The sequence below is a fragment of the Trueperaceae bacterium genome (assembly GCA_023954415.1).
In the GTDB taxonomy this organism is placed as follows: domain Bacteria; phylum Deinococcota; class Deinococci; order Deinococcales; family Trueperaceae; genus JAAYYF01.
In genome coordinates this window covers 117,079-141,009 of record JAMLIB010000006.1, presented here as the reverse complement: position 1 = coordinate 141,009, position 23,931 = coordinate 117,079, and the positions used below count along the sequence as shown (strand labels likewise).

Sequence of the window (23,931 nt, the reverse complement as noted above, 5' to 3'; positions counted from 1 at the left end):
CGCGCCGGAATGGCGGAACCGGTAGACGCAGCAGACTTAAAATCTGCCGCCCCCACGGGCATGCGGGTTCGAGCCCCGCTTCCGGCACCAAGGGATGGCGTCCAGGACGCAAGTCGAATGGGCGGCTTTCGAGTCGCCCTTCCTCTTGCCCGTCTCTGGCGCACCGACCGCGCAGTGCGTCACGGCTCGCCCAGCGCATAAGAACGGCGTAAGAGCGTGCGCGGTACACCATGGGACGTCGTGCCCTCCGCCGCTCCCCACACCGACGAACCCGAACCCGCTCCGGCCCCCCTCTGCCCTAGTTGCGGCAGCCCGGTGGTTCACATCGATACGTCCGTCGAGGTCAAGTACCTCGTGCAGTACGCGCTGATGGTGCGAGACCTCGAGGTCCTCGCGGAGCAACTCGGCGACGCAGGCTGGGACGATCACACGCCCGCGGCTTGCGACGCCTGCGGTTGGAGCGGCGAGGTCGGGGCCTTGAAGCATCGGAAGCGGTGAACGTCGGCTAGGTAGGTTGGGTATCGGGACTGGCGCGAGGCTGGTTACCCGGTATAATCTATGCGTCCGCTGGCAGGGCGCCTCCCTCGGCGCTTGGCGGGCGATCGACTCGGTAGCGTGGCGATGTAGCTCAGCTGGTGAGAGCGCACGACTCATAATCGTGAGGTCGACGGTTCGATCCCGTCCATCGCTACCACGTTCAAGGGCGCGGCTTCTCAGGGAGGCCGCGCCCTTGCCTTTTGACAGGGGTGCCGCCCGTACGGCGCGACGCCCCTATTGACGCCCCCGCGCTCCCATGCTACTTTGCTGAAAAGGTTTTCAGATAACGTTTTCACACGAAGGGCTCAGATGGCCACCATCCGTGAGGTCTCCCGGCTTGCCGGGGTATCAAACGCCACCGTCTCCAGGGTCTTGAACGGCACCGTCCCGGTGTCCCCCGAGGTCACGGAGCGCGTGCTCGCGGCCGTCGAGCAGCTCGGTTACCGCCCCAACGCCTTCGCCAGAGGCCTAGTCACCAACCGCTCAGGCGGCCTCGGCGTGTGCGTCAACGACGTCGCCAGCCCCTACTTCGGCCTGCTCATCCGCGGCGTGGAGGCGGAGGCCGAGGCCGCGGGCATGCACCTCCTCGTCTCCAGCGGCCACGCCGTGGCCGAGCAGGAGCGCGCCGGCCTCGAGTTCCTCGCCGACCGTCGCTCCGACGCGCTCGTCGCACATATCGAGGCCATGCCGGACGACGCCCTGGCGGAGTACCTCGCGCGCCCTACCCCGCTCATCCTCGTGGGACGCAAGCTGGAAGGCCACGAGGAGCGCTGCGTGTACCTCGACAACGAGGCGGGCGGCGTCCTGGCCACCCGACACCTGTTGGAGCACGGCCACACGCGCATCGGCCACATCACGGGCCCGGAGCGCTTCCCCGACAGCCGCGCGCGGCGCAGGGGCTTCGAGGGCGCCATGCGGGCGGTAGGGCTCGAACCCGACGGGCGGCTCGTCATCGAGGCCGACTTCGAGGAGGCGGGCGGCTTCCGCGCCATGCGCGAGCTCCTGGAACGCGACCCCGGCCTGACCGCGGTCTTCGCGGGCAACGACCAGATGGCCGCGGGCGCCTTCGCCGCGTTGCGCGAGTCGGGGCGCAACATCCCGGACGACGTCTCTGTCGTGGGTTACGACGACGTGCTGCTCGCGCGCTACCTCCACCCGACACTCACGACCATCCGCCAGCCACTCGAGGAGATGGGCCGCGCCGCGGCTCGGGCCGCGCTCGCGCTGTTGGCGAACGAGGGAACGGAGGTGAGGAACCGCTTCGATCCGCAGCTCGTGAGCCGGCAGTCGGTCGCACGGCCGCGCTGACACAGGTTCGAGACGCCGGCACGCCTCCCCGAGAGGTGTCGGCACCCCCGGAAAGGAAGGCGTGATGCAAGCGAAAGCAAGACTGTTCCTCCTGGCGGCAGCGCTGCTGCTCCCCACCGCGTTCGCGCAGACTCAGATCTCCATCGGACTGTTCCCCGACCTCGACTCACACGTCAACGCGGTCATCGAGCAGTTCCAGGCCGAGAACCCCGACATCCAGGTCGAGGTGCGCGTCCTCCAGCACGGCGATCACCACACGGCCCTCGTAACGAACCTGGCCACCGGCTCGGGCGCGGCCGATGTCGTCGCCATCGACGTCGGCTTCATCGCCCGCTTCGTCGCGGACGGCGGTCTCGTCGACCTGAACGCCGCGCCCTACAACGCGTCGCAGTACCAAGACCTCTTCGCCGAGTACGCCTGGTTGCAGTCGAGCACCACGGACGGCAGGCTCATCGCCATGCCGACCGACCTCGGCCCCGGCGTGATGTTCTACCGCCGCGACCGCTTCGAGCAGGTCGGGGCGAACATCGACGACGTCATCGAGGACTGGGACGCCTACGTCGAGTTCGGTCGCCAGGTGACGCGCGACACGGACGGCGACGGCAAGGTCGACGTCTTCCTGATTGCCGACGCCTCGGACGTAGCCCGCGCCATCATGCGCGCCAACATCGCCGCCGGAGACGGTGTCTTCTTCGACGCCGCCGGCAACGCCCTCGTCGAGTCCGACCGCTTCAAGGAAGCCTTCCGGGTCGCCAAGGAGATCCGCGACGCCGGCTTGGATGCCCGCATCGGCTCCTGGACGAACGAGTGGTACGAGGCGTTCAAGCGCGGCACCGTCGCGACGCAGCTCACGGGCGCATGGCTCCTCGGTCACCTGCAGAACTGGATGGCCCCGGACACGGCGGGCCTCTGGGGTGCCTCGAACCTGCCCAACGGCATCTACGGCTCGTGGGGCGGCTCGTTCTACGGCATCCCCGAGCAGTCGCAGAACAAGGAGGCGGCCTGGAAGCTCGTGCAGTTCCTGACCACCCGGCCCGACATCCAGCTCGCCGCGTTCGCGCGCATCGGGGCCTTCCCGGCCGTGACGAGCACGTACGGCGACGCCCTGTTCGACGAGGAGATCCCGTTCCTCGCCGGTCAGAAGGCCAGGCTCCTCTTCGCCGAGGTGGCGCAGAACATCGAAGGCCGCGCCACCAACCCCGGTGACCAGATCGCCGAGGAGATCGTGAACTCCGCCCTCTCGCAGGTGCTCGACGAGGGTAGGAGCATAGACGAGGCACTCGCGGAAGCCCAGCGGCTCATCAGCCGCCGCGCCAGGTAGAGCGCCCGAGACCCGGCGCGAAACGTGTCTGGTCGTCCTGCTTGTGAGGACGACCAGACACGCCGGGTGCCAGGACCGTAGCCATGGCCGTCGACTCCGGAGCCACCACCGGCAAGCCGCCCGTCGCGGTCGGCAAACCAGCGCGCACGTTCCGCTGGCACCGCTGGCAACGCCGCTGGGCGCCGTACCTGTTCGTCAGCCCCTTCTTCGTCCTCTTCGCCGTCTTCGGGCTCTTCCCCACCCTCTTCTCCATCTATCTCTCCTTCCAGTCCTGGAACCCCGTTCAGGGCCTCGGGTCCATGAGCTGGGTCGGGATCGAGAACTACCAGTTCCTCCTCACCGACCCGTGGTTCTGGAAGTCGCTGCGCAACACCGTCTGGATCGCCCTTGCGTCCGGCATCCCCCAGCACGTCATCGCGATCCCGCTCGCGTTCGTCCTCGTTAGCGGCGTGCGCTACGGCCTGCGCCACCCGCTGACGGCCGCCTATTTCCTGCCGTACATCACGTCGACGGTGGCCGTCGCCATCGTCTTCAACACCATCTTCGGCACCCAGTTCGGCCTCCTCAACTGGACCATCGACGGCCTCGCCTCGTGGCCGGTCACGAGCTGGCTCTTCGCGGGCATCAAGGAGTCGCTGCCCATCAACTGGCTCGGGCGCGCGCCCTACATCAAACCGGCCATCAGCATCCTGGTGGCCTGGAAGTACTTCGGCTTCAACGTGGTGCTCTACAGCGCCGGTCTCGCCACGATCCCGCGCGAGTACCACGAGGCTGCCATGATGGACGGCGCCGGCCCCGCGCAGCGCTTCCGGCACATCACGCTGCCGCTGCTGCGGCCCATGATGTTCTTCGCCGTCACGCTCACCATCATCGGCAACCTGCAACTCTTCGACGAGCCGTTCATCCTCACGAACCGCACGGGCGGGCCGAGCGAGTCGGGGCTCACGCTGGCCATGTACCTCTACCGCACGGGCTTCGAGTGGCTCGACATGGGCACGGCGGCCGCCATGGCCTGGGTGCTCTTCCTCGTGATCGGGACGGCCACCATCGCGCACTTCCTGCTCTCGGGCCGCCGTGGCCTGGAACGGAGGGAGTAGGTGATCACGCCACGCCCGGTCGCCAACAAGGCGCTGCCACGCGCCGGACGCCTGCTCACCCTGCTCGTGTTGGCGGCGCTCGCCGTCCTCACCGTCTTCCCCTTCTACTGGATGTTCGTGCTGGCCACCCACACGCGCGAGACGATCTTCGCCGCCCCGCCGCCGCTGCTCTTCGGCGACGCGCTCCAACGCAACTACGAGGGGCTCGTCGCCACCCTCCCCTTCTGGCGCAACATGTGGAACAGCGTCTACGTCGCCGGCATGGCGACGCTCACCACGCTCTTCTTCTGCTCGCTCGCCGGCTTCGCGTTCGCCCTCTACGAGTTCCGCGGGCGCAACCTGCTCTTCGGCTTCCTGGTGGCGTCGCTGACCTTCCCGCAGCTGCTCAACATCATCCCCTACTACCTCATCATCGACTTCATCGGCTGGCTCGACACGCCGCGTGCCCTCTGGTTCCCCGGCATGGCGAGCGCCTTCGGCATCTTCCTCATGCGCCAGTACATCGCGTCGGCCATCAACCGCGACCTGCTCGACGCCGCCAGGATCGACGGCGCCACCGAGTTCCGCATCTACTGGAGCGTCGCCCTCCCCCTCATCAGGCCGGCCCTCGCCACGCTCGCCCTCCTCACGTTCATAGGGCAGTGGAACAACTTCCTCGGGCCGCTCGTCATCCTGCGCAGCCGCACGACGTTCACGCTCCCGCTCGCGCTGCGCTCGCTGCAAGGGCTCATCAACACGGACTGGGGCGTCGTCATCCTCGGCACCGCCCTGGCGGTCGTTCCGCTCCTCGTGCTCTTCTTCTTCGCCTCGCGCCAGGTGATCGAGGGCCTGACGGCCGGGGCGGTGAAAGGGTGACGGGCCGCCCGCCCGCGGGGCACGTGCCTGCCGGACGCGCACCGCTTGGGTACGCCGGCGTGAGCCCGGTCCTTGCTCCGCGGCCCGGCGCGCCCCGCGGCGCGGCTGCGCGGCTGGCCGCGGTCCTCCTCGCGGCGCTAGCCCTCGGCGCGGTCGCTCACTCCCAGGCCACCGTGCGCGTCGGGGGCGGCAAGGGCCTCCGGCTCGCCGAAGACGCGCTCAGCGGCTTCAACTACGGCAACTCCATGCGCGTCGTCGGGTGGGAGGACCGGTTCGCGGCCCTCGGCTTGACCTCCTTGCGCTTCCCGCCCGGCAACGTGGCGGACGAGCAGCCGCTCAACGCCGCGGCCGTCGCGGCGCTCAAGGTGAACTGGGAGCTGCTCGGCCAGCCGGAGCTCACGTTCGTCGCGAACCTCTTCACGGGCAGCCCGGCCGAGACGGCCGCGTCCGCCCGCCTCCTCCTGGAGGCCGGCATCGACGTCACGCTCTGGGAGATCGGCAACGAGCCCGACCTCTACGCGGCCAACCGACTGGACCCGTCGTGGACGCCAGAGCGGTACTGCGCCGCCTTCCGCGAGCACGGCGCCGCCCTGCGAGACGTCGTGCCGGGCGCGCGCCTGGCCGGCCCCGGCGTATCGGGCGCACGGCCGGGCGGCCTGACCTACCTCGCCGAGGTCCTGCGCCTCTGCGGCGACGCCATCGACATCCTCACCTTCCACGTCTACCCGACCGACGGCACGTGGAGCGACGCAACCGCGCTGGCCACCGCCGACCTCGTCACGGGCGAGCTCGAACGCATAGGGGGCTGGCTCGCCGACCCGGAGGCCAACCCGCTCGGCCACGAACGCTCCATCGGGGTCGGCGTCACCGAGTTCGGGCTGTCGTGGCGCACGAACAACTTCCGCCACCTGGAGGACATGCCGGCCGCCCTCTGGCTCGCCGACACGCTCGGCCGCCTGGCGGAGGGCGGCGTGGCGATCAGCCACTACTTCGCCCTGCAGGCGATGGGGGGCCACGGCCTGATCGACTCGAGCGGCTGGGTGCGGCCGACCTACCACGTCTACGCGCTCCTTGCCGGCTTCCGCGGCGAGGTCCTCGAGACGGCGGTCGCGGGCGCTGCCGGACTCACGGCCTACGCCGTCACCGACGGTGGCGCCATGAGCGCACTGCTGGTGAACCGGTCCGAGGACGCCATCAGCGTCGGGCTCGAGCTACCGGCGGGCGCGCCGACCGAGTTCGAGGTACGCGTGCTGAACGACGCCACTTTCGACCTGCTCGACGGGCCGAGCGTCGCCGCCTACACCGTCGGCGCCGAGCTGGAGGCGCCGGCCAAGTCCATCGTCGTGTTACGAAGCGAGCCTTCCCGCGCGCCCAACGAGGAGTGACGCATGATCGACCGCACCGCCTTCCCTGAGGACTTCACCTGGGGCGTCGCCACCTCGTCCTACCAGATCGAGGGCTCGACCGACGCCGACGGCGCCGGGCCGTCCATCTGGAGCACGTTCTGCGCCGAACCCGGGCGGATCGTCGACGGCTCGGACGGCGCGGTGGCCTGCGACCACTACCGCCGCTGGCAGGCCGACCTAGACCTGATCGAGGACTTGGGCGTCGGCGCGTACCGCTTCTCCCTGAGCTGGCCCCGCATCCTGCCGGAGGGCACGGGCCGGGTGGAGCAGCGCGGGCTCGACTTCTACGACCGCCTCGTCGACGGCCTGTTGGAGCGCGGCATCGAGCCTTGGGCCACCCTCTACCACTGGGACCTGCCGCAAGCCCTGCAGGACGCCGGCGGCTGGCCGGAGCGCGCCGTCGCCCACGCCTTCGCCGACTACGCCGACGTCGTCACGGCCAGGCTAGGCGACCGCGTGCGCGCCTGGACCACCCTCAACGAGCCCTGGTGCAGCGCCTTCCTCGGCTACGAGAGCGGCGAGCACGCCCCCGGCCTGCGGAGCCGCCGCCAACACCTGCAGGCGTCGCACAACCTGCTCCTCGCCCACGGGCTCGCGTTGCCCCGCATGCGGCGCAACGCCCCCGGATCGCTGCACGGCATCGTCCTCAACCTCAACCCCGCCTACCCGGCGAGCGCCGCCCCCGCCGACGTGGAGGCAGCGCGCCGCTTCGACGGCTTCTTCAACCGCTGGTACCTCGACCCCGTCCTGCGCGGCGCGTACCCGGCCGACGTCTGGGAGGGGTACGGGCAGCACGTCCCGCGCGTCGAGCCGGGCGACCTGGAGCTCATCGGCGCCCCCATCGACTTCCTCGGCGTGAACTACTACAGCAGGACCGTGGTGACCGACGCGCCCGGTGACCCCTGGCCCGCCACGCGCGACGTCGGGCTGCCGGTCCCGCGCACGGCCATGGGTTGGGAGGTCAGGCCGCAGGCCCTCACCGAGCTGCTGCTGAGGCTGAGGCGCGACTATCGGCTGCCGCCCGTCCACATCACGGAGAACGGCGCGGCTTACGACGACGTCGAGGAGGACGGCGTCGTCTCCGACCCCGAACGCGTCGACTACCTGCGGGCGCATGTGGCGGCCGTGGCGGACGCCGCCGCCGCCGGAGCGCCCGTAGCCGGCTACTTCGCGTGGAGCCTCCTCGACAACTTCGAGTGGGCGCAAGGCTACACGCGCCGCTTCGGCCTGGTGCACGTGGACTTCGCGAACCAGCGGCGCAGCCTCAAGGGGAGCGCTCGTTGGTACCAGCGCTTCCTCGCCGGGGGTTGACCGGGCCGAAGTGTATTGTTCTACCCCGGCGCGAAGCTCACGGCTGTTACAGTGACGTCCATGCTCGAGCCGTCCCTCGACCTCTACGGCACCACCTTCGATACGGTCGACGGCATCCTGCGCGAGCTGCTCGCCAAGAGCAGGGCTCGTTACGCCCTCATCATCGACCACAAGGGCTTCGTGCTCATGCACGCGCGCGCCTTGTGGGCGCCCAAGCCGCCTTCGCTCGACTCGTTCGCGACCCTCGTGGCCTCCAACTACGCGGCGAACCGCGCCATCGCCAACCTCTTCGGCGAGGCCGGGTTCCGGGAGACGGTCCAGCAGGGCGCGGAGGTCGGAACCTACCTCGAGGAGCTCGGCAGCGAGGCCCTCCTCGCGACCGTGTTCGACTCGAGCGCCCAGCTCGGGCGCGTGAAGCTCGCGGCCAAGCACGCCGCGGACGCCATCCGGGTCGCCCTGGAAGGCGCGACGGAGGCGCCGCCGAGCATGCGCTTCGACGCGGAGTTCCAGCAGGATGCCACGGCGCTCCTCGACGGTCTCTTCGGTGCGAGGGACAGATGAGCACGATCAACTTCTCCGCGCGCGAGATCAACTTCAAGATCGTCTACTACGGCCCGGGCCTCTCCGGCAAGACGACGAACCTCAAGCAGATCTACCAACAGGTGCCGGCCGAGGCCAAGGGCGAGATGGTGTCGTTGGCCACGGAGGACGAGCGCACGCTCTTCTTCGACTTCCTGCCCCTTGACCTCGGCAAGGTCAACGGCTTCAAGACGCGCTTCCACCTCTACACGGTGCCGGGCCAGGTCTTCTACAACTCCTCGCGCAAGCTGATCCTGCGCGGTGTCGACGGCGTCGTGTTCGTGGCCGATTCGTCGATGGCCCGCTTGCGAGCGAACGCCGAGAGCCTGCGCAACCTGCGCGAGAACCTCCAGGAGTACAACCTGCGCCTCGCCGACGTGCCCTACGTCATCCAGGCGAACAAGCGCGACGTGCCCGACGCGATAGGCATGGACGCGCTGAAGGCCGTGCTCGACCGCGAGGGCAAGGTGCAGTTCTACGAGGCCGTCGCCGCCAAGTTCGAGGGCGTGTTCGAGCCCCTCAGGGGCGTCGCGACCATGGTCCTCGAGAAGCTGGCCCAGAAGGCCTGAGCGTTAGTCGGAACCACGCCTGGACGGCCGGAACGGCGTCGAGGTGCGTGCTATGTTCGACCCGATGAAGCGCACCCCACTGTTCGAAGCACACGAGGAGCTCGGTGCCCGCATGGTCGAGTTCGCGGGTTACTCGATGCCCTTGCACTACCAGGCCGGCATCAACCAGGAGCATCTGACGGTAAGGCAGGGCGTCGGCCTGTTCGACGTCTCGCACATGGGCGAGGTGCGGGTCGTCGGCCCGGCCGCGACGCGGTTCCTGCAGTACGCCACGCTGAACGACCCGGGGCGCCTCAAACCCGGCCGCGGCCAGTACAGCATGCTCCCGAACGCCACCGGCGGTCTCATCGACGACCTGTTCGTCTACCGCGAGGGCGAGGACGATTTCCTGGTCGTGGCCAACGCTTCCAACACTGCGGCCGTCGTGCGGCACCTGCAGGACCTCGCCGCCGGCTACGAATGCCACGTGATCGACGAGTCCGACACGGTCGCCCTGCTCGCCCTGCAAGGCCCCGGCGCCCCGCTGCTGCTCGGCCAGCTCGTCGACGACGACCTCGGTCAGGTCAAGCGCAACGCCACGCTCGACGTGATCCTCTCCGGCATCCCCGTCCGGCTGAGCCGCACGGGCTACACGGGCGAGGACGGCTTCGAGATCTTCCTCAGGCCGACGGACGCCGTCTCGGTGTGGAACATGCTCCTGGCGGCCAGCGCCAGCCCGTGCGGTCTGGGCGCTCGCGACACCCTGCGCCTCGAGGCGGGCTTCCCCCTCTACGGCCACGAGCTGACCGAACGCTCCAACCCCCTATGCACCCCGTTCGCCTGGGTGGTCAAGGACAAGGAGTTCTTCGGCCGCGAGGCCATGTGGGACCCGGGCTGCGCCACCCGGCTCGTCGGCCTGCGGCTGACTGAGCGCGGTATACCCCGGCAGGGGTACCGGCTCCTGGACGCCTCCGGCGCGCCCGTCGGCGAGGTCACGTCCGGCGCCCTCTCCCCCCTCACCCGCGACGGCATCGGCTTCGCGTGGGTGAGCCGTGAGCTGGCCGAGCCCGGCACCGAGTTGGCCGTCGAGATCAGGGGTCAGGCCGTCGCGGCGAGAGTGGTCCAGCCGCCTTTCCACCTGACATGATGCTTGGCAGTACACGTGCGGCCGCGCGCCGCTTCACCTAGGAGCCCGACATGAAGACACCGACAGAACTGCGTTACGCCGAGTCACACGAGTGGGCCGCCCCGGACGGCGGCTCCGCCACGGTCGGCATCACGGACTTCGCTCAGGACCAGCTCGGGGACGTGGTCTTCGTCGAGCTCCCCGACGTCGGACGCCGCGTGGCGAAGGGCGAGCAGATGGCCGTCATCGAGTCCGTCAAGACGGCGTCCGACATCTACGCCCCCGTCTCGGGCGTGATCGAGGCCGTCAACGACGCGCTGGACGCTCGGCCAGAGCTGATCAACTCCGACCCGTACGGCGACGGTTGGCTGGTGCGCATCGGCCTGGCGGACGCGAGCGAGTTGGCCGGCCTGCTAGACGCCGCGGCCTACACGGCGAGCGCCTCAGAGGAGCATTGAGTTGCGCTACATCCCGCACACGCGGGAGGACGTCGAGCGCGCGCTGGCCAAGGTCGGCGCGCCTTCTATCGACGCCCTCTTCGCGGACCTGCCGCAGGCGCTGCAGGACCCGGACATCCAGGTCCCGACCGGCATGGACGAGGCCGGCCTGCTCGCGCACCTGCGGGCGTTGGCGGCCAAGAACCGGCCTGAGGGCCCCAACTTCCTCGGCGGCGGCGCGCGCAGGCACTTCACGCCCTCAGTCACCGCCCACCTCGCCATGCAGAGCGAGTTCGTCACCGCCTACACGCCTTATCAGCCCGAGGTGGCCCAGGGCATCCTGCAGGCCACCTTCGAGTACCAGACGATCATGTCCGAGCTGACCGGCCTGCCCGTCAGCAACGCGAGCATGTACGACGGCGCCAGCGCCGTGGCCGAGGGCGTGCTCCTCGCCATGCGCCAGACGGGCCGCGACCGCGTGCTCGTCAGCCGTGGCGTGCACCCCGAGACGCGCGCCGTCATCGCTACGTACCTTGCGGCCCTCGACCTGGAGCTGGAGCTCCTCGACCTCGACCCCTACACGACGCCGACGCCCGGCGTGACGGACGACGTAGCCTGCGTCGTCGCCCAGCAGCCCAACTACCTGGGCTACGTCGAGGATATGCCTGCGCTCACCGGCGCCGCCCACGCGTCCGGCGCACTGCTCGTCGCCGCGGTCGACCCCCTGAGCCTGGCGGTCCTGGCCCCTCCGGGCGAGTACGGCGCCGACATCGCGGCCGGTGACGGTCAGACGCTCGGCAACCCCCTCAACTTCGGCGGCCCGGCGTTCGGGTTCATGGTCGTCGGCGAGGAGCTCATCCGGCAGTTCCCCGGTCGGCTCGTCGGCGAGACGGTTGACGTCGACGGCAAGCGGGCCTTCGTGCTCACTCTACAGGCGCGCGAGCAGCACATCCGTCGGTCGAAGGCCAAGTCGAACATCTGCTCGAACCACCAACTGACGGCCATCATGGCCGCCATCAACGTCGCCGCCCTCGGCCCGGCGGGCCTGCGCGACCTGGCCGTCGGCTCCGTCGTCAACGCCCACAAGCTCGCCGACGCGCTGAAGGCTGCCGGCTTCGCGCCGCGCGTCGAGGCGCGCTTCTTCAACGAGTTCGTCCTGCCCGTCGGTCAGCCCCCGGCCAAGCTCCGCTCGGCGCTGGCGCGCTCGGGCGTGCACGCGGGGGTGGAGGCGCCGGCCGAGTACGGCTTCGGCGACGCGATCATCCTCAGCGCGACCGAGAGCACCACGGCGGCGGACATCGACGCCCTGGTTACGGCGCTCGTCGCCTGCGGCGAGGGGCGCGTGCGCGCGCTGGAGGCCGGGAATGCCTGAGCGGTTCCAGGCGCACGCGCAACTCCCCCTCATCTTCGAGCGCTCCAAGGCCGGGCGCCGGGCCTCGCAACCCCCCGCGCCCGAGCAGGCCGACCTCTCCGCGCTCCTGGGCGCCGAGAACCTCCGCCAGGCCCCGCCGCGCCTGCCGGAGGTCAGCGAGCTCGACCTGGTCAGGCACTACACGCAGCTCGCCCACCGGCAGATGAGCATCGACGCCAACATCTATCCGCTGGGTAGCTGCACCATGAAGTACAACCCGAAGGTCAACGAGGAGGCGGCCAAGCTCTTCCAGGACCTCCACCCGTACCAGGCCGAGGAGACGGTGCAGGGCGCGCTGCAGCTCCTCTTCGAACTGCAGGGCGACCTCGCGACCATCACGGGCATGGACGCCGTCAGCCTCCAGCCGGCGGCGGGCGCGCACGGCGAGCTGGCCGGAATCCTGATGATCAGGGCGTACCACCGCGCCCGCGGCGAGGGCGAGCAGCGGCGCATAGTCCTCGTCCCTGACGGCGCTCACGGCACCAACCCCGCCACCGCCGCCATGGCCGGTTACGCCGTCGTCGAGGTGCCGACGGGCCCCGACGGCGAGGTCGACCTCGCCGCCCTGAAGGCGCGCCTGACGCCCGAGGTCGCGGCCGTCATGCTGACGAACCCCAACACGTTGGGGCTCTTCGAGCGGCGCATAGTCCAGATCGCCGAGGCCGCCCACGCCGTCGGCGCCCAGCTCTACTACGACGGCGCCAACCTGAACGCCATCGTCGGCCGGGCGCGGCCCGGCGACATGGGCTTCGACGTCGTGCACCTCAACCTGCACAAGACGTTCACCACGCCCCACGGCGGGGGTGGGCCGGGCACCGGACCGGTGGGCGTCAAGGCGCACCTGCGCGAGTTCCTGCCCGTGCCGGTCGTCGCCAAGGACGGCGAGCGTTACTTCCTGGACGAGGACGCGCCGAACACGATCGGCCGCATGCGCTCGTTCTACGGCAACTTCGGCAACCTCGTGCGCGCCTACACGTACATCCGCTCCCTCGGGCGCGAGGGGCTGCGCGAGGTCAGCGGCTACGCGGTCCTCAACGCCAACTACCTGCGCATGCGCTTCAAGGAGCTCGGTTTCACCGTGCCCTTCGACCGCGTGAACATGCACGAGTTCGTCGCGCAGCCGCCGGCCGGCCTCAGGACGCTCGACATCGCCAAGGCGCAGCTCGACCACGGCATGCACCCGGCTACCGTCTACTTCCCCCTGATCGTCAAGGAGGCGCTCATGGTGGAGCCTACGGAGACGGAGTCGCTCGAGTCGCTCGACGCCTACGTCGACACGCTGGCCGAGATCCTCGAGCGCGCGGCCGCCGAACCGGAGTACTTGCGCGGGGCGCCCTACTCCACGCCGGTGCGGCGCCTCGACGAGGTGCGCGCCGCGCGCCAGCCGGTCTTGCGGTACGACTTCGAGGACTAGACCGAGCCCGCCACGCTAGAGCGGCGCCCCCCGACCGTCGGGATCGGGGGCGCCGTAGTCTTTGAGGGTTTCGCGCGCCGCATGGCGCGCCGAGAGGAGCGGGCGGTCCTGGTTACGCAGAGGTTACGCAGAGCGCCTGCCAAGGAGGGGTCATGCGGAGCAGCCGCTCGAGCCGTCGCCGCTAGGGGCGGCCGCGCCGTCTGTGCGGAAGCTGTGACCGCAGCCGCACTCGCTCGAGGCGTTCGGGTTCTTGACGCTGAAACCGCCCCCGAGCAGGCTCTCGACGTAGTCGACGCTCGAGCCGCGCAGCAAGGGCCAGCTCCGCTCGTCGACGACGAGCCTGACGTCGCCTTGTTGGAAGACCCGGTCGCCGTCCAGGCGCTGCTCGTCGACGCGCATGCCGTACTGGTAACCGCTGCAGCCGCCGGACTTGACGAACACCCGGATGGCGGCGTTCTCGTTGCCTTTGAGCAACTGACCGGCCTTCTCGGCGCCGGCCGGGGTCAGGCTCAGGCTGTCGGTGTCGGGCGTGGGCAGTGACATGGTGCAGAGGATACGCCATCGATGCCCCGGAGGATGACGCCTGTGAACGTTCCGCGACCGCCGAGGCCACCCACCGAGCCTGGACGCCCGCCCGGCTGCCGGGTATACTTCTTCGGCCGGCGCGATGAGTGTCGCTCATGCGGCGCGGTCACCTCGCCGGACGGCATGCGAAGCGCCCAGGGGGGTATAGCTCAGTCGGTAGAGCGGCGGTCTCCAAAACCGTAGGTCGCGAGTTCGAGTCTTGCTGCCCCCGCCAGGTCGCCACGGCACCCCAGCGTACTGGGGTGCCGTCATGCTTCGAGAGCGCGCAACCCCCCGTGGTATCCTCCAGCGTGTGAACCAGCACGCTCATCGCGCCGCTAGGCCGGCCAGGTTCCTGGTAGCGCTCCTCGCCGCGTTGGTCTTGGGCGCGCCCGCGTCGGCGGCGACCAACGAAGTGTGGGTCGTGCCGATCGATGGCGAGATCAGCGCCGCCACCACCGCGTTCGTGCGCAACCGCGTCAACCAGGCCAACGAGGACCAGCCGCTCGCCCTCGTCCTGTACCTCGACACGCCGGGCGGGGCCGTTGCGGCCATGCAGGACATCGTCGGCATCGTCCTGCACGATGCGCGCGTCCCTACCATCGCCGTGGTCCAGAACGCGTTCAGCGCCGGCGCCCTCGTCGCCATGAGCGCCGAGCACCTCGCCATGTTGCCCGGCTCGAGCATCGGCGCCGCCCTCCCCATCCTCTCCACCCCCACCGGTATCCAGACGGTCGACGAGAAGTTCTCCTCCGCCCTGCGCGGCGAGTTCCGCAGCGTCGCCGAGGCGCGCGGTCGCAACCCCGTCGTCGCGGAAGGCATGGTCGATCCCAAGGTCGAGGTCCCCGGCCTCTCGACGGCCACGGAGCTGATCACCCTCACCGCGCGCCAGGCCGTCGAGTACGGCATCGCCGACGCGGAGGCCGCCACGCTCGACGCCGCGCTCGCCACCTTCGGCTTCGCCGGCGCCCGCGTGGTGCGATTGGAGCCCGGCCTGGCCGAGCGGCTCGCCGCCCTCCTCGCGCGGCCGCTCGTCGCGGCCGCCCTCATCGTCCTCGGCGTCGGCGGGCTCCTAATCGAGGCCTTCACGCCCGGCTTCGGCATCCCCGGCGCCATCGGGCTCAGCGCGCTCGCCGTGTTCGCCGCGGCCGCCTACTTCGCCGACCCGCTCGGGCTGTTCGACGTGGCCATCCTGGTGGTCGGCATCGTGCTCCTGGCCGTGGAGGTCTTCCTCCTCCCTGGCTTCGGCGTCCCAGGCGTCCTCGGCCTCGCCGCCATCGTCATCGCCCTCGTCAGGATCTTCGAGGAGGGGACCATCCCCGTGCTCGGCTACACCGTCCTCTTCGGTGGCGTGCTCCTCGGCGTCCTGCTCTGGCTCCTGCCCAACAGCCGGCTCGCCGCCGCGTTCCGCCTGACGACGCGCATAGCGACGCCCGACGGCGGCGGGCTCGAGTTCCGCAGCGAGAGCAGGGACCTGGTTGGTCAGACGGGCGTCGCCATGTCCGACTTGAGGCCGGCGGGCGTGGCCCGCTTCGGCCAGGAGCGCGTCGACGTCGTCAGCGAAGGCGAGTTCGTCAACGCGGGCGCCACCATCAAGGTCCTGCGCGTCGAGGGCAACCGCGTCACGGTGCGCGCCGTCGACGGGCGCTCCATCGCCGCCCGGGGCGACGAGTAGAACCGGAATCACGCTAGCCAGCGCCGCCAACGAGCGCAGCAGCCACAAGGAGAGCACATGGACATCCCGCTACTGATCCTCGCCGGCGCAGTAATCCTCTTCTTCATCATCCTCTTCAACTTCATACCCGTCGGCTTGTGGATCTCCGCCGTCGCGGCGGGAGTCAAGGTCTCGCTCTTCTCGCTGCTCGCCATGCGCCTGCGGCGCGTGCCGCCCAACCAGATCATCCTGCCGCTCATCAAGGCGGACAAGGCGGGCATCGAGGTCAACCAGAACCAGTTGGAGGCCCACTTCCTGGCGGGCGGCAACGTCAACCGCGTCGTCGACGCGCTCATCGCCGCCGACAAGGCGCGCATCGCCCTCCCGTTCGACAGGGCCGCCGCCATCGACCTGGCCGGCCGCGACGTCCTGGACGCCGTGAAGGTCTCCGTCAACCCGCGCGTCATCCAGACGCCCAACGTGAGCGCCGTCGCCAAGGACGGCATCGAGCTCATCGCCACGGCCCGCATCACCGTGCGCGCCAACCTCGAACGCCTCGTCGGCGGCGCCGGCGAGGAGACGATCATCGCGCGCGTCGGCGAGGGCATCGTCTCCTCCATCGGCTCCACGGACAGCCACAAGCACACCCTCGAGAACCCCGACATCATCTCCAAGACGGTCCTCGCGAAGGGCCTCGACTCCGGCACGGCCTTCGAGATCCTCTCCATCGACATCGCCGACGTCAACGTCGGCCGCAACATCGGAGCCCAGCTCCAGACGGACCAGGCCGAGGCCGACAAGCGCGTCGCCCAGGCGAAGGCGGAAGAGCGCCGCGCCATGGCCGTGGCCGCCGAGCAGGAGAACCGCGCGCACGTCGAGGCCATGCGCGCGAAGGTCGTCGAGGCGGAGGCCGAGGTCCCGCAGGCCATCGCCCAGGCGTTCCGCGACGGCAACCTCGGCATCATGGACTACTACTCCTTGCAGAACATCCAGTCGGACACCACCATGCGCGGCAGCATCGGCAGGGCCGCCGAGGAGGGTAGCGACCGAGGGTGAACATCGGCTTCGAGGAGATCATCGGCCTGATCTTCTTCGTCTTCTTCTTCGTCATGCCGCTGTTCACGAAGAAGAAAGGCCAGCAGGGCGGTCAGGCGCCGCGCAAGCCGAACGCTCCCGCGACCGGGGGCGCCGGGCAAGGCGTGCCCGGCACGCGCCCCTCGGCGACTACCGCCCCACAGGCCCGGGGAGCCAAGGCCGACGCCGGCGCGTCCGGACGGCAGCCGCAGTCCTTCCGCGAGATGCTCGAGGAGATCCAGCGGCGGGTGGCGGAGGCCGAGCAGGCGACGCAGAGAGGCCCCGCCGGTCAGGTTCCGGCGGGTCGGCAGGCCACGCCCGCGCGGCCCGTCGCGACGCCTACCACGCTGCCTCCCGCGCACCAGGGCGGTCTGGTCAGCGGGCAGCAGAGCGGTCGGCTCGTCACGGGCGGTCCTGCTGGGGGCCAGCTCGTCTCCGGCAACGCGCCCTCCGGCGGGCTCGGGCGCGAAGGCGCCTCGGCACCCCTGCCCGAGTCCGAGCCGCTCCAAGTGACGAGGCGGCGGGTCGACTCGCGCCGCGCCGTCGACGCCCACGAGCAGGTCGTGCGGCCGAGCGTGCGCACGCCGGGCGGGAGACAGGGCGCGAGGCCGGGAGCAGCTACACTGGGCGCGCCAGGCGCGCGAAGGGAACCGGGTGGAAGGGGTTCCCATGACGAGCGGCACGGTGGCGTGGGGGGACCGGCGTTCCTCGGCGCCGGACGAGACGACCTCTTGCGCGGCATGATCTGGCATGAGGTGCTCTCCGAACCGGCAGCCCTCAAGCGCCTCAGGAGGACGAGATCGCGACTTCGTTGACGCTAAAGCTCCGCAGTCCGGCCGAAGCTCTATCGCTCTACGGCCACAACGACGAGAACCTCAAGCTCATGCGCGCTCGCCTGCGCGCCAAGGTCGTGGCGCGTGGCGACGAGTTGCGCCTCAGCGGCGAGCCTGCCGAGGTAGCTCGCGCCGAGCGGGCTTTCCGCAACCTCCTGCAGACCATCAGGCAAGGGGGTGAGGTGAGCCTCGCCGAGATCACCTTCGGTGAGCTCGACGACCCCGCCGACGCCGGTCAGGCGCTCGGCGGCGGTGACGAGCGGTCGGGCACGGAAGGCTCGGCCGGCGACGGGACCGCCACGCAGGCGCAAGGCGTCGACGCGCGCCTGCCCGGCCGCACCCGCCCGAAGACCGCCGGCCAGCGGCGTTACGTCAACGCCATCGCCCGCAGCCCGATCACGTTCGGCCTCGGCCCGGCCGGCACCGGCAAGACGTACCTCGCCGTCGCGATGGCGGTCGAGGCGCTCCTCGCCAACCGCGTGAAGCGCATCATCCTCACGCGCCCCGCCGTCGAGGCGGGCGAGCGGCTCGGCTTCCTGCCTGGCGACCTGCAGGCCAAGATCGACCCGTACCTGCGGCCGCTCTACGACGCCTTGCACGACATGCTCCCGGCCGACAAGGTCGAGCGGCTGCTCGAGCAGGGCACGATCGAGGTCGCGCCGCTCGCGTTCATGCGCGGCCGCACCCTGAACGACGCGTTCATCATCCTCGACGAGGCCCAGAACACGACCCCGGAGCAGATGAAGATGTTCCTGACCCGCATGGGCTTCAACAGCAAGGTCGTCGTGACGGGCGACACCACCCAGACGGACCTGCCCACGTCCGTCCAGAGCGGCCTGAGCACCGCCAGCGCCATCCTGAGGGACATCGAGGGCATCGAGTTCCAGCACTTCACGAAGGCCGACGTGGTGCGCCACCCCTTGGTGGCCCAGATCGTCCTCGCGTATGAGCAGCACGCCTAGACGCCTGAGGATGGCGGCGGCCGGTCGTTACTGGCTGCTGGCACTACTGGCGGCCATCGCCTTCGGGCTCATCCTCTACAGCGTCTACGGAACGCGCCAACGCACGCCCCTGCGCGTCGGGCAGCCCAGCCCGCAGACCTTCGTCGCGCCCGTAGCGACCCAGGTCGTCGACCTCATCGCCACGCAACGCGAGCGGCAGTCCGCCAGGGCCCAGATCGAGCCCGTCTACACGTCCGACCTGCAGGTCACGACGCTCGTGCTCGCCGCCGTTACGAGCTCCGGTCTACCTGCGCCAGTCATCGACGAGGTGATCAGTCGCTATCAGGCGCCGCGCGGTGTCCGTGCCGCCGACCTGGCCGGCCTGATCGGTGAGGTAACGCGACTGGCGCCGGCCGACAGGCAGCGCGAGACGCGCCTCGTGCTCGAGCGGCGGCTGGCCGCGAACTCCGTGCCCAACGATCGCCTCACGCAGGTGGCGCGGGACGCCGCTGCGGCGGCGGTCGCGCCCGTGATGCAGTCCGTCGAGGCCGGTCAGGTCCTCGTGCGCGCCGGCGAGCCGCTCACGGACGACGAGCTGCGCGTCCTCGACCAGCTCGGGCTCTACAACGCCCGCGACGAGGCGGCGTCGCAGACGACCTGGATCGTCGTAGGCATCGTCCTGCTCACGATCATGCTCGTCGCGCCGCTCGTGACGACCAGGGCCATGCTGCGCTCCACCATGTCGTTCCGCAAGGTCGCGTTCCTCGTCGCCCTGTCGTTGGCCGTCCTGGCCCTACAACGCCTCGTGGTGGGCGCCTCGCCGAACTTCCTGTTCGCCTTCCTCGTGCCGCTCGTGGTCGCCGCGCTCCTCGGCCCGCGCGCCGCCATGCCGTGGGCGGCGTGGATGGCGCTGGCGGTCGGCCTCATCGTGCAGGCCTCCCCCCTGTTCGCCGTCGCCGCGACCCTCGTCGGGAGCGCCGTCGCCGCGCACCTGGCGCGGAGCCTCACCAACCGCCTCAGCCTCCTCTTCGCCGGGACCCTCGGCGGCCTGGCCGCGTCGGTGTCGCTCGTCGGCCTCGTCCTGCTGGGTGGAGGCATGACGCCGGGCGGCATGGCGGCCGGGGCCGGCCTGCTCTTCGCGGGGGGCGTCCTGGCCGGCGTGCTGGCGCTCGGGCTCCTGCCCATCGCCGAGAGCGGGTTCGGCTTCCTGACGGACTTCCGGCTGGTGGAGCTGTCGAGCCCCAACCACCCGCTCCTCCAGCGGCTGATTACGGAGGCGCCCGGCACCTACCAGCACAGCCTCATCATCTCCAACCTGGTCGACCAGGCCGTCAAGAACGTCGGTGGCAACGCGCTGCTCGCCCGCGTCGGCGCTCTGTACCACGACGTCGGCAAGATCAAACGGCCCGGGTTCTTCGTCGAGAACCAGTTCTCCGGCGACAACCCCCACGACCGCGTCAGCCCGCACCTCTCCTATCTCATCATCACGAACCACGTGCGCGAGGGGGTCGAACTGCTCGAGGAGTACCGCATGCCGGAGGAGCTCACTGCCTTCGCGGCCGAGCACCACGGCACCACGGTCCTCAGCTACTTCTACAAGCGCGCCCTCGACGAGGGGCAGGTGGAGGAGCTGAACTTCCGCTACCCGGGTCCGAAGCCGCGCTCCAAGGAGACGGGCATCCTCATGCTCGCCGACGCCGTCGAGTCGGCTTCGCGGACCCTGTCCGACCCGACCCCGACGAGCATCCGCTCGCTCATCGACCGGATCGTCAAGCAGCGCCTTCAGGACGGCCAGTTGGACGAGACGCCCCTCAACTTCCATGACCTGGATGTCGTCGCCGCGACCTTCCAGCGCATGCTGACGGCCATCCTCCACCGTCGTATCAACTACCCGAGCGCAGAAGAGGTACGCGGCCTCAAGCGCTCCAAAGCGGAGGCACCGGCGAAGGAGGGCGGTCAGGGTGGCGCACGTAGAGGTGTTGGACGAGACGGAACGCTTCCCTCGCGTTGAGCGCCTCGAGGCGGTCCTCACCGCCTACCTCGACGCTGAAGGGTGGCGGGAGCGCGAGCTGACGGTCGTCCTCGTGGACGACGAGGCCATGGCGGAGCGCAACGAGCGCGACCGGGGGGTGACGGGCCCCACCGACGTGCTCTCCTACCCGACCTTCGAGCCGGACGGGAAGTGGTTCCCCGGCGTGGCGCATCTGGGCGACGTCTTCATCAGCCTGGACACCGCTCGGCGCCAGGCCCTCGAGCACGGCCACGACCTGGAGACCGAGGTGCTCGTGCTCGCCGGCCACGCGATCACCCACCTCGTCGGCTTCGATCACGTCGACGAGGCGGCCTGGCGTCCGTTCCTGGAGGCGCAGGCCAAGATGGTCGCGTTGGCCGGAGAGGCGGACGGCGCGTGAGCCACGGGCGCGTGGGCGACCGTGGGCTGGCGCGCGCCTTCGGCTTCGCGTACGCGGGCCTCAGCAAGGCCTGGCGCACTCAACGGAACTTCCGGATCGAGGTCGCGATCGGCGCCGCGGCCGGCCTGCTCTGCTGGTGGTCGGGGGCACCGTACACGCCCGTGCTCGTTATGGCCGGCCTGGTCCTTGGCCTCGAGCTCCTCAACAGCGCCATCGAGGCGCTCGTCGACCTCGTCGAGCCGAGCGTCCACCCGACGGCCGCCGCGGCCAAGGACCTCGCCGCCGCCGCCGTGCTCGTGGCGGCCGGCGTGGCGCTGCTGGTCGGCATACTCGTGATCGGGCCGCCGCTCGTGTCCAAGCTGGCCGGCGTGCTGGGAGGCGGGGCGTGACGAGCTTGCACATGGCGGACGCGCCGGCCGGCGTGCCGCAGGACCTCTGGCTGGCGGCGCGGAGGGCGCAGGCGAACGCCTACGTGCCTTACTCGCGCTTCCCCGTCGGGGCGGCCTTGCGCGCGGCGTCCGGCACGATCTACGCGGGGGCGAACGTGGAGAACGCGAGCTTCGGCCTGACGCGCTGTGCGGAGCAGTCGGCCGTCCAGGCGTTGGCCACCGCCGGCGAGCGCACGTTCACCGAGGTGGTGGTCGTCTCGTCCGCTGACGAACCGGCCACACCTTGCGGCGCCTGTAGGCAGGTGCTCTTCGAGTTCGCGCCCGAAGCGCGCGTGTACCTGGTGAACACTGCCGGTGCGGTCAGGGAGACGACCGTGGGCGCGCTCCTCCCGGCCGGCTTCCGCCTCTAACGTCCGGCCCCGCTTCCGGACTCCGGCCTCCGCGATGGGCGCAGGCGGCCCACCACGGCCCTTCGTGGGCAGGTAGCGCCGCTCGCAACAGGCGGTTCTCACGAGCAGCTGGGTATACTCCGCCGTGATGCGACGATCCTCGACCCTCTTCTCGGTGCTGGCGCTCTCCCTGGCGCTTACCTTCGCGGCCGCGCAGGGCACCACGGCCGTGAAGCGCGTGGTGATCCTGCCGTTCGACACGGACGCCGCCGTGTCGCCGTACCAACTGGGGCTGCCGACGGCCCTGCAACACGCCCTCAACCAACTGCCGGGCACGTACGTCCCCCCCGTCGGCGACGCCGCCCTCGTGGCCAACAAGGCCGCCGCCGCGCAGGTCGACGTCGGCGCGACCGTCGGCAGGCTGTTCGACGCCAGCGCCGTCGTGACGGGCAGCGTCACCACGGGTGGCGGCGGCGTGAGGGCGGCGCTCAACGTCGTCGTCGGTGGGGGTGTTCAGGCGCTCCAGGTGCAGGGCAGCGATCCCGCCTCCCTCGCCGCGAACGCGGCCGAGGCGGTCGCCAAGGTCGTCTCGCCAGACGTCTCGAGCGCTGCGCTTGCCAAGGTCAAGGCCGCCGCCGCGCAGACCCCGAGCGTGGCCAGCCTCGGCCCCACGGGCCTGGCGGCGTCGGGTCTGCCCGGCGCGCGCTTGGACGACCTCGCCGTGGCGGCCGAGCTGGACGCCGGCTCGGCATGGGTGGTGGTCGAGTACGCGCGCACCGCAGCCTTGGAAGGCGACCTCGAGACGGCCGTCGCGGCCGCGAAACGCGCGGTCGCGCTCGCGCCTGACGATGCCGAGGTCCAGGCGACCGCCGGCGTAGTGCTCGACGCGGCAGGCGACGAGACTGCCGCCGCCGCGTTCGAGGCGGCTCTCGCCGCCAACCCCGCCCACGCCGTCGCCCTCGTCGGCCGGGCCGCACTGCCGGGTGGCACGGACGCGAGCGCCGCCGACCTGCAGGCGGCCATCGCGGCCTACCCGCGCTTCGTGGACGCCTACGTGCGCCTCGCCGGACTGCAGAGCGACTCCCAGCGTGCCCTCCAGACCCTCAGGCGGGCCGAGAGCTACACCCCCGAGTCCGTCCTCCTGCGCGGCTCCGTCATGCAGCGCCTCGTGAGCGCCGGCGCCGGCGGCGACGCGCTCGCCTACCTCCAGCAGGCGCTCACGGACCCGCTGGCCCGCTCCGCCGGTCTCTACGCCCTGGCGCGGTTGCTGCCTTCCGCTTACGCGGATCAGGCGCTGCGCATCGTCGGCGACGGGCAGGAGGCCTACCCGGACAGCGTCGACCTGCGGGTCGCGCAAGCCGACCTCCTGTTGCAGGCCGGCAGAGCCGAGGAGGCGGAGGCGCTCCTCGGACCCCTGTTCACGCAGTACCCCACGGACACCTCGGTCGGCAACCTGTTGGCCGTCGCACAGGCGCGCCGCGGCGACCTCGCGGGCGCGAAGCGCACTTTCGAGTCCCTGCGCGGCACCGGCGCGGACGTCGACCGGAGCCTCGCCGAGCTGTACCTCGCCGCGGGCCGCGCTTCCGGGGCGCTCGGTCTCATCGAACCGCTCGTCGCGGCCGATCCGGAGGACGCCGAGCTGCAGGCGCTGTACGGGACCGCGCTCGTACGCGTCGGCCGCCTCACGGATGGCCGCCAGGCGCTCGAGAAGGCTCTCGCCGTCGACCCGAACCAGGCCGTCGCGCGCCGCAGCCTCGACCTCCTCGACCAGCAGAGCCAGCTGACGGGCGGCGCGGAAGTGGTGTTCTCCGAGGAGGCCGGCGTGGCGTTCCAGCAGGGTCTCTACGCCCTGGACGTCAGCGATTACGCCGCCGCCGTCGCCGCCTTCTCGCGCTCGACCGAGGCGCAGGCCAACGGGCTCGCGTCCTTCTATCTGGGCTACTCCAAGCAGCTGAACGGCGACACGCGCGGCGCCGTCTCGGACTACGAGGTCGCGTTGCAGACCTACCCGAGCTCGGACACCGTCCTGAACAACCTGGGCTACGCCCAGATCGAGCTCGGCCGCTTCGATCTCGCCCTGGACTACCTCCGCAGGGCGGTCGCCGCCAACCCGCAGAACGCTCAGGCGCACCTGAACCTCGGCATCGTCTACTACGCGATCCAGCGCTTAGACGACTCCATCACCGAGTTCACCGAGGCGGGGCGGCTCGATCCGGGCCTGCAGGCCACCACCGACGGCCTGATCGCCGACGTCCGCAAGCGCATGGGGCAGTAAGCCGGGGGTCGACCCCAGCGAAGCGCGCTCCCCGAAGCGCGCTAGCATGTC

At 70.5% G+C, this 23,931-nt stretch carries 23 protein-coding genes and 3 tRNA genes; 25 read left to right on the top strand and 1 reads right to left on the bottom strand.

All coding sequences use genetic code 11. The features are described 5' to 3' along the window. Nucleotides 1–3 precede the first annotated feature (3 nt). The 15 genes from M9914_09315 (at nucleotide 4) to gcvPB (ending at nucleotide 13,350) form a co-directional block, all read left to right on the top strand. Nucleotides 4–90 (top strand) — tRNA-Leu (locus M9914_09315). 225 nt (nucleotides 91–315) lie between these two features. Further along, nucleotides 316–498: a hypothetical protein gene (locus M9914_09310; protein MCO5174374.1), complete on the top strand. Its 183-nt coding sequence runs from the start codon at nucleotides 316–318 to the stop codon at nucleotides 496–498. 119 nt (nucleotides 499–617) lie between these two features. Then, a tRNA-Met gene (locus tag M9914_09305) sits at nucleotides 618–694 on the top strand. Between the two features lie 152 nt (nucleotides 695–846). After that, complete coding sequence (locus tag M9914_09300; protein MCO5174373.1) at nucleotides 847–1,845, top strand: LacI family transcriptional regulator; 999 nt, start codon at nucleotides 847–849, stop codon at nucleotides 1,843–1,845. 64 nt (nucleotides 1,846–1,909) lie between these two features. Further along, the gene (locus tag M9914_09295) at nucleotides 1,910–3,166 is read left to right on the top strand and encodes an extracellular solute-binding protein (GenBank protein ID MCO5174372.1); all 1,257 of its coding nucleotides are present in this window, start codon (nucleotides 1,910–1,912) and stop codon (nucleotides 3,164–3,166) included. 83 nt (nucleotides 3,167–3,249) lie between these two features. Beyond that, nucleotides 3,250–4,263 carry a sugar ABC transporter permease gene (locus tag M9914_09290; GenBank protein MCO5174371.1) on the top strand — a complete coding sequence of 338 codons (1,014 nt, stop codon included), beginning with the start codon at nucleotides 3,250–3,252 and terminating at the stop codon, nucleotides 4,261–4,263. Further along, nucleotides 4,264–5,118, top strand: a complete 855-nt coding sequence (locus tag M9914_09285) for a carbohydrate ABC transporter permease (GenBank protein MCO5174370.1) — start codon at nucleotides 4,264–4,266, stop codon at nucleotides 5,116–5,118. Between the two features lie 59 nt (nucleotides 5,119–5,177). Continuing rightward, entirely contained in the window at nucleotides 5,178–6,503 is a 1,326-nt protein-coding gene (locus tag M9914_09280) for a hypothetical protein (GenBank protein MCO5174369.1), read from the top strand. A gap of 3 nt (nucleotides 6,504–6,506) precedes the next feature. Continuing rightward, nucleotides 6,507–7,835, top strand: coding sequence for a GH1 family beta-glucosidase (locus M9914_09275; GenBank protein MCO5174368.1), 1,329 nt, complete (start codon nucleotides 6,507–6,509; stop codon nucleotides 7,833–7,835). 60 nt (nucleotides 7,836–7,895) lie between these two features. Further along, nucleotides 7,896–8,396 (top strand): roadblock/LC7 domain-containing protein, encoded by a 501-nt coding sequence (locus M9914_09270; GenBank protein ID MCO5174367.1) that lies wholly within the window; start codon nucleotides 7,896–7,898, stop codon nucleotides 8,394–8,396. Then, nucleotides 8,393–8,983: an ADP-ribosylation factor-like protein gene (locus tag M9914_09265; GenBank protein ID MCO5174366.1), complete on the top strand. Its 591-nt coding sequence runs from the start codon at nucleotides 8,393–8,395 to the stop codon at nucleotides 8,981–8,983. Before M9914_09270 ends, M9914_09265 begins: the two co-directional genes overlap by 4 nt. A 64-nt stretch (nucleotides 8,984–9,047) precedes the next feature. Next, entirely contained in the window at nucleotides 9,048–10,109 is a 1,062-nt protein-coding gene (gene gcvT, locus M9914_09260; protein ID MCO5174365.1) for a glycine cleavage system aminomethyltransferase GcvT, read from the top strand. A 50-nt stretch (nucleotides 10,110–10,159) separates the two neighbouring features. Further along, entirely contained in the window at nucleotides 10,160–10,546 is a 387-nt protein-coding gene (gcvH, locus tag M9914_09255) for a glycine cleavage system protein GcvH (GenBank protein ID MCO5174364.1), read from the top strand. A gap of 1 nt (nucleotide 10,547) precedes the next feature. Further along, a complete protein-coding gene (gene gcvPA, locus M9914_09250; GenBank protein MCO5174363.1) occupies nucleotides 10,548–11,897 on the top strand; it encodes an aminomethyl-transferring glycine dehydrogenase subunit GcvPA in 1,350 nt (449 codons plus the stop codon). Beyond that, a complete protein-coding gene (gcvPB, locus tag M9914_09245; protein ID MCO5174362.1) occupies nucleotides 11,890–13,350 on the top strand; it encodes an aminomethyl-transferring glycine dehydrogenase subunit GcvPB in 1,461 nt (486 codons plus the stop codon). Before gcvPA ends, gcvPB begins: the two co-directional genes overlap by 8 nt. Nucleotides 13,351–13,500: 150 nt before the next feature. Here gcvPB and M9914_09240 read toward each other — a convergent pair whose 3' ends face one another. Beyond that, nucleotides 13,501–13,893: an iron-sulfur cluster assembly accessory protein gene (locus M9914_09240; GenBank protein MCO5174361.1), complete on the bottom strand. Its 393-nt coding sequence runs from the start codon at nucleotides 13,891–13,893 to the stop codon at nucleotides 13,501–13,503. 180 nt (nucleotides 13,894–14,073) lie between these two features. Between M9914_09240 and M9914_09235 the strand changes: the two genes are divergently transcribed. The 10 genes from M9914_09235 to M9914_09190 all read left to right on the top strand — a co-directional run bounded on the left by M9914_09235 (nucleotide 14,074) and on the right by M9914_09190 (nucleotide 23,880). Beyond that, a tRNA-Trp gene (locus tag M9914_09235) sits at nucleotides 14,074–14,149 on the top strand. A gap of 78 nt (nucleotides 14,150–14,227) precedes the next feature. Further along, entirely contained in the window at nucleotides 14,228–15,589 is a 1,362-nt protein-coding gene (locus M9914_09230) for an ATP-dependent Clp protease proteolytic subunit (protein MCO5174360.1), read from the top strand. A 57-nt stretch (nucleotides 15,590–15,646) separates the two neighbouring features. Further along, nucleotides 15,647–16,624 carry a flotillin-like protein FloA gene (floA, locus tag M9914_09225; protein ID MCO5174359.1) on the top strand — a complete coding sequence of 326 codons (978 nt, stop codon included), beginning with the start codon at nucleotides 15,647–15,649 and terminating at the stop codon, nucleotides 16,622–16,624. Beyond that, entirely contained in the window at nucleotides 16,621–17,457 is an 837-nt protein-coding gene (locus M9914_09220) for a hypothetical protein (GenBank protein MCO5174358.1), read from the top strand. Before floA ends, M9914_09220 begins: the two co-directional genes overlap by 4 nt. Further along, a complete protein-coding gene (locus tag M9914_09215) occupies nucleotides 17,454–18,437 on the top strand; it encodes a PhoH family protein (GenBank protein ID MCO5174357.1) in 984 nt (327 codons plus the stop codon). The genes M9914_09220 and M9914_09215 overlap by 4 nt, the downstream gene beginning before the upstream one ends. Next, nucleotides 18,421–20,427: an HDIG domain-containing protein gene (locus M9914_09210; GenBank protein ID MCO5174356.1), complete on the top strand. Its 2,007-nt coding sequence runs from the start codon at nucleotides 18,421–18,423 to the stop codon at nucleotides 20,425–20,427. The genes M9914_09215 and M9914_09210 overlap by 17 nt, the downstream gene beginning before the upstream one ends. Next, nucleotides 20,378–20,827: an rRNA maturation RNase YbeY gene (gene ybeY / locus M9914_09205; GenBank protein ID MCO5174355.1), complete on the top strand. Its 450-nt coding sequence runs from the start codon at nucleotides 20,378–20,380 to the stop codon at nucleotides 20,825–20,827. The genes M9914_09210 and ybeY overlap by 50 nt, the downstream gene beginning before the upstream one ends. Then, entirely contained in the window at nucleotides 20,824–21,216 is a 393-nt protein-coding gene (locus tag M9914_09200; protein ID MCO5174354.1) for a diacylglycerol kinase, read from the top strand. Before ybeY ends, M9914_09200 begins: the two co-directional genes overlap by 4 nt. Beyond that, complete coding sequence (cdd, locus tag M9914_09195) at nucleotides 21,213–21,626, top strand: cytidine deaminase (GenBank protein MCO5174353.1); 414 nt, start codon at nucleotides 21,213–21,215, stop codon at nucleotides 21,624–21,626. The genes M9914_09200 and cdd overlap by 4 nt, the downstream gene beginning before the upstream one ends. A 127-nt stretch (nucleotides 21,627–21,753) precedes the next feature. Further along, nucleotides 21,754–23,880, top strand: coding sequence for a tetratricopeptide repeat protein (locus M9914_09190; protein ID MCO5174352.1), 2,127 nt, complete (start codon nucleotides 21,754–21,756; stop codon nucleotides 23,878–23,880). Nucleotides 23,881–23,931 lie beyond the last annotated feature (51 nt).

Excerpts from the sequence above, each read along its gene's own strand:
- M9914_09275 (MCO5174368.1), top strand. The coding sequence starts at position 6,507 with ATGATCGACCGCACCGCCTTCCCTGAGGACTTCACCTGGGGCGTCGCC.
- M9914_09290 (MCO5174371.1), top strand. The coding sequence starts at position 3,250 with ATGGCCGTCGACTCCGGAGCCACCACCGGCAAGCCGCCCGTCGCGGTC.
- M9914_09265 (MCO5174366.1), top strand. The coding sequence starts at position 8,393 with ATGAGCACGATCAACTTCTCCGCGCGCGAGATCAACTTCAAGATCGTC.
- M9914_09190 (MCO5174352.1), top strand. The coding sequence starts at position 21,754 with ATGCGACGATCCTCGACCCTCTTCTCGGTGCTGGCGCTCTCCCTGGCG.
- gcvPB (MCO5174362.1), top strand. The coding sequence starts at position 11,890 with ATGCCTGAGCGGTTCCAGGCGCACGCGCAACTCCCCCTCATCTTCGAG.
- M9914_09295 (MCO5174372.1), top strand. The coding sequence starts at position 1,910 with ATGCAAGCGAAAGCAAGACTGTTCCTCCTGGCGGCAGCGCTGCTGCTC.
- M9914_09210 (MCO5174356.1), top strand. The coding sequence starts at position 18,421 with ATGAGCAGCACGCCTAGACGCCTGAGGATGGCGGCGGCCGGTCGTTAC.
- gcvH (MCO5174364.1), top strand. The coding sequence starts at position 10,160 with ATGAAGACACCGACAGAACTGCGTTACGCCGAGTCACACGAGTGGGCC.
- M9914_09300 (MCO5174373.1), top strand. The coding sequence starts at position 847 with ATGGCCACCATCCGTGAGGTCTCCCGGCTTGCCGGGGTATCAAACGCC.
- M9914_09240 (MCO5174361.1), bottom strand. The coding sequence starts at position 13,893 with ATGTCACTGCCCACGCCCGACACCGACAGCCTGAGCCTGACCCCGGCC.
- gcvT (MCO5174365.1), top strand. The coding sequence starts at position 9,048 with ATGAAGCGCACCCCACTGTTCGAAGCACACGAGGAGCTCGGTGCCCGC.
- floA (MCO5174359.1), top strand. The coding sequence starts at position 15,647 with ATGGACATCCCGCTACTGATCCTCGCCGGCGCAGTAATCCTCTTCTTC.
- M9914_09270 (MCO5174367.1), top strand. The coding sequence starts at position 7,896 with ATGCTCGAGCCGTCCCTCGACCTCTACGGCACCACCTTCGATACGGTC.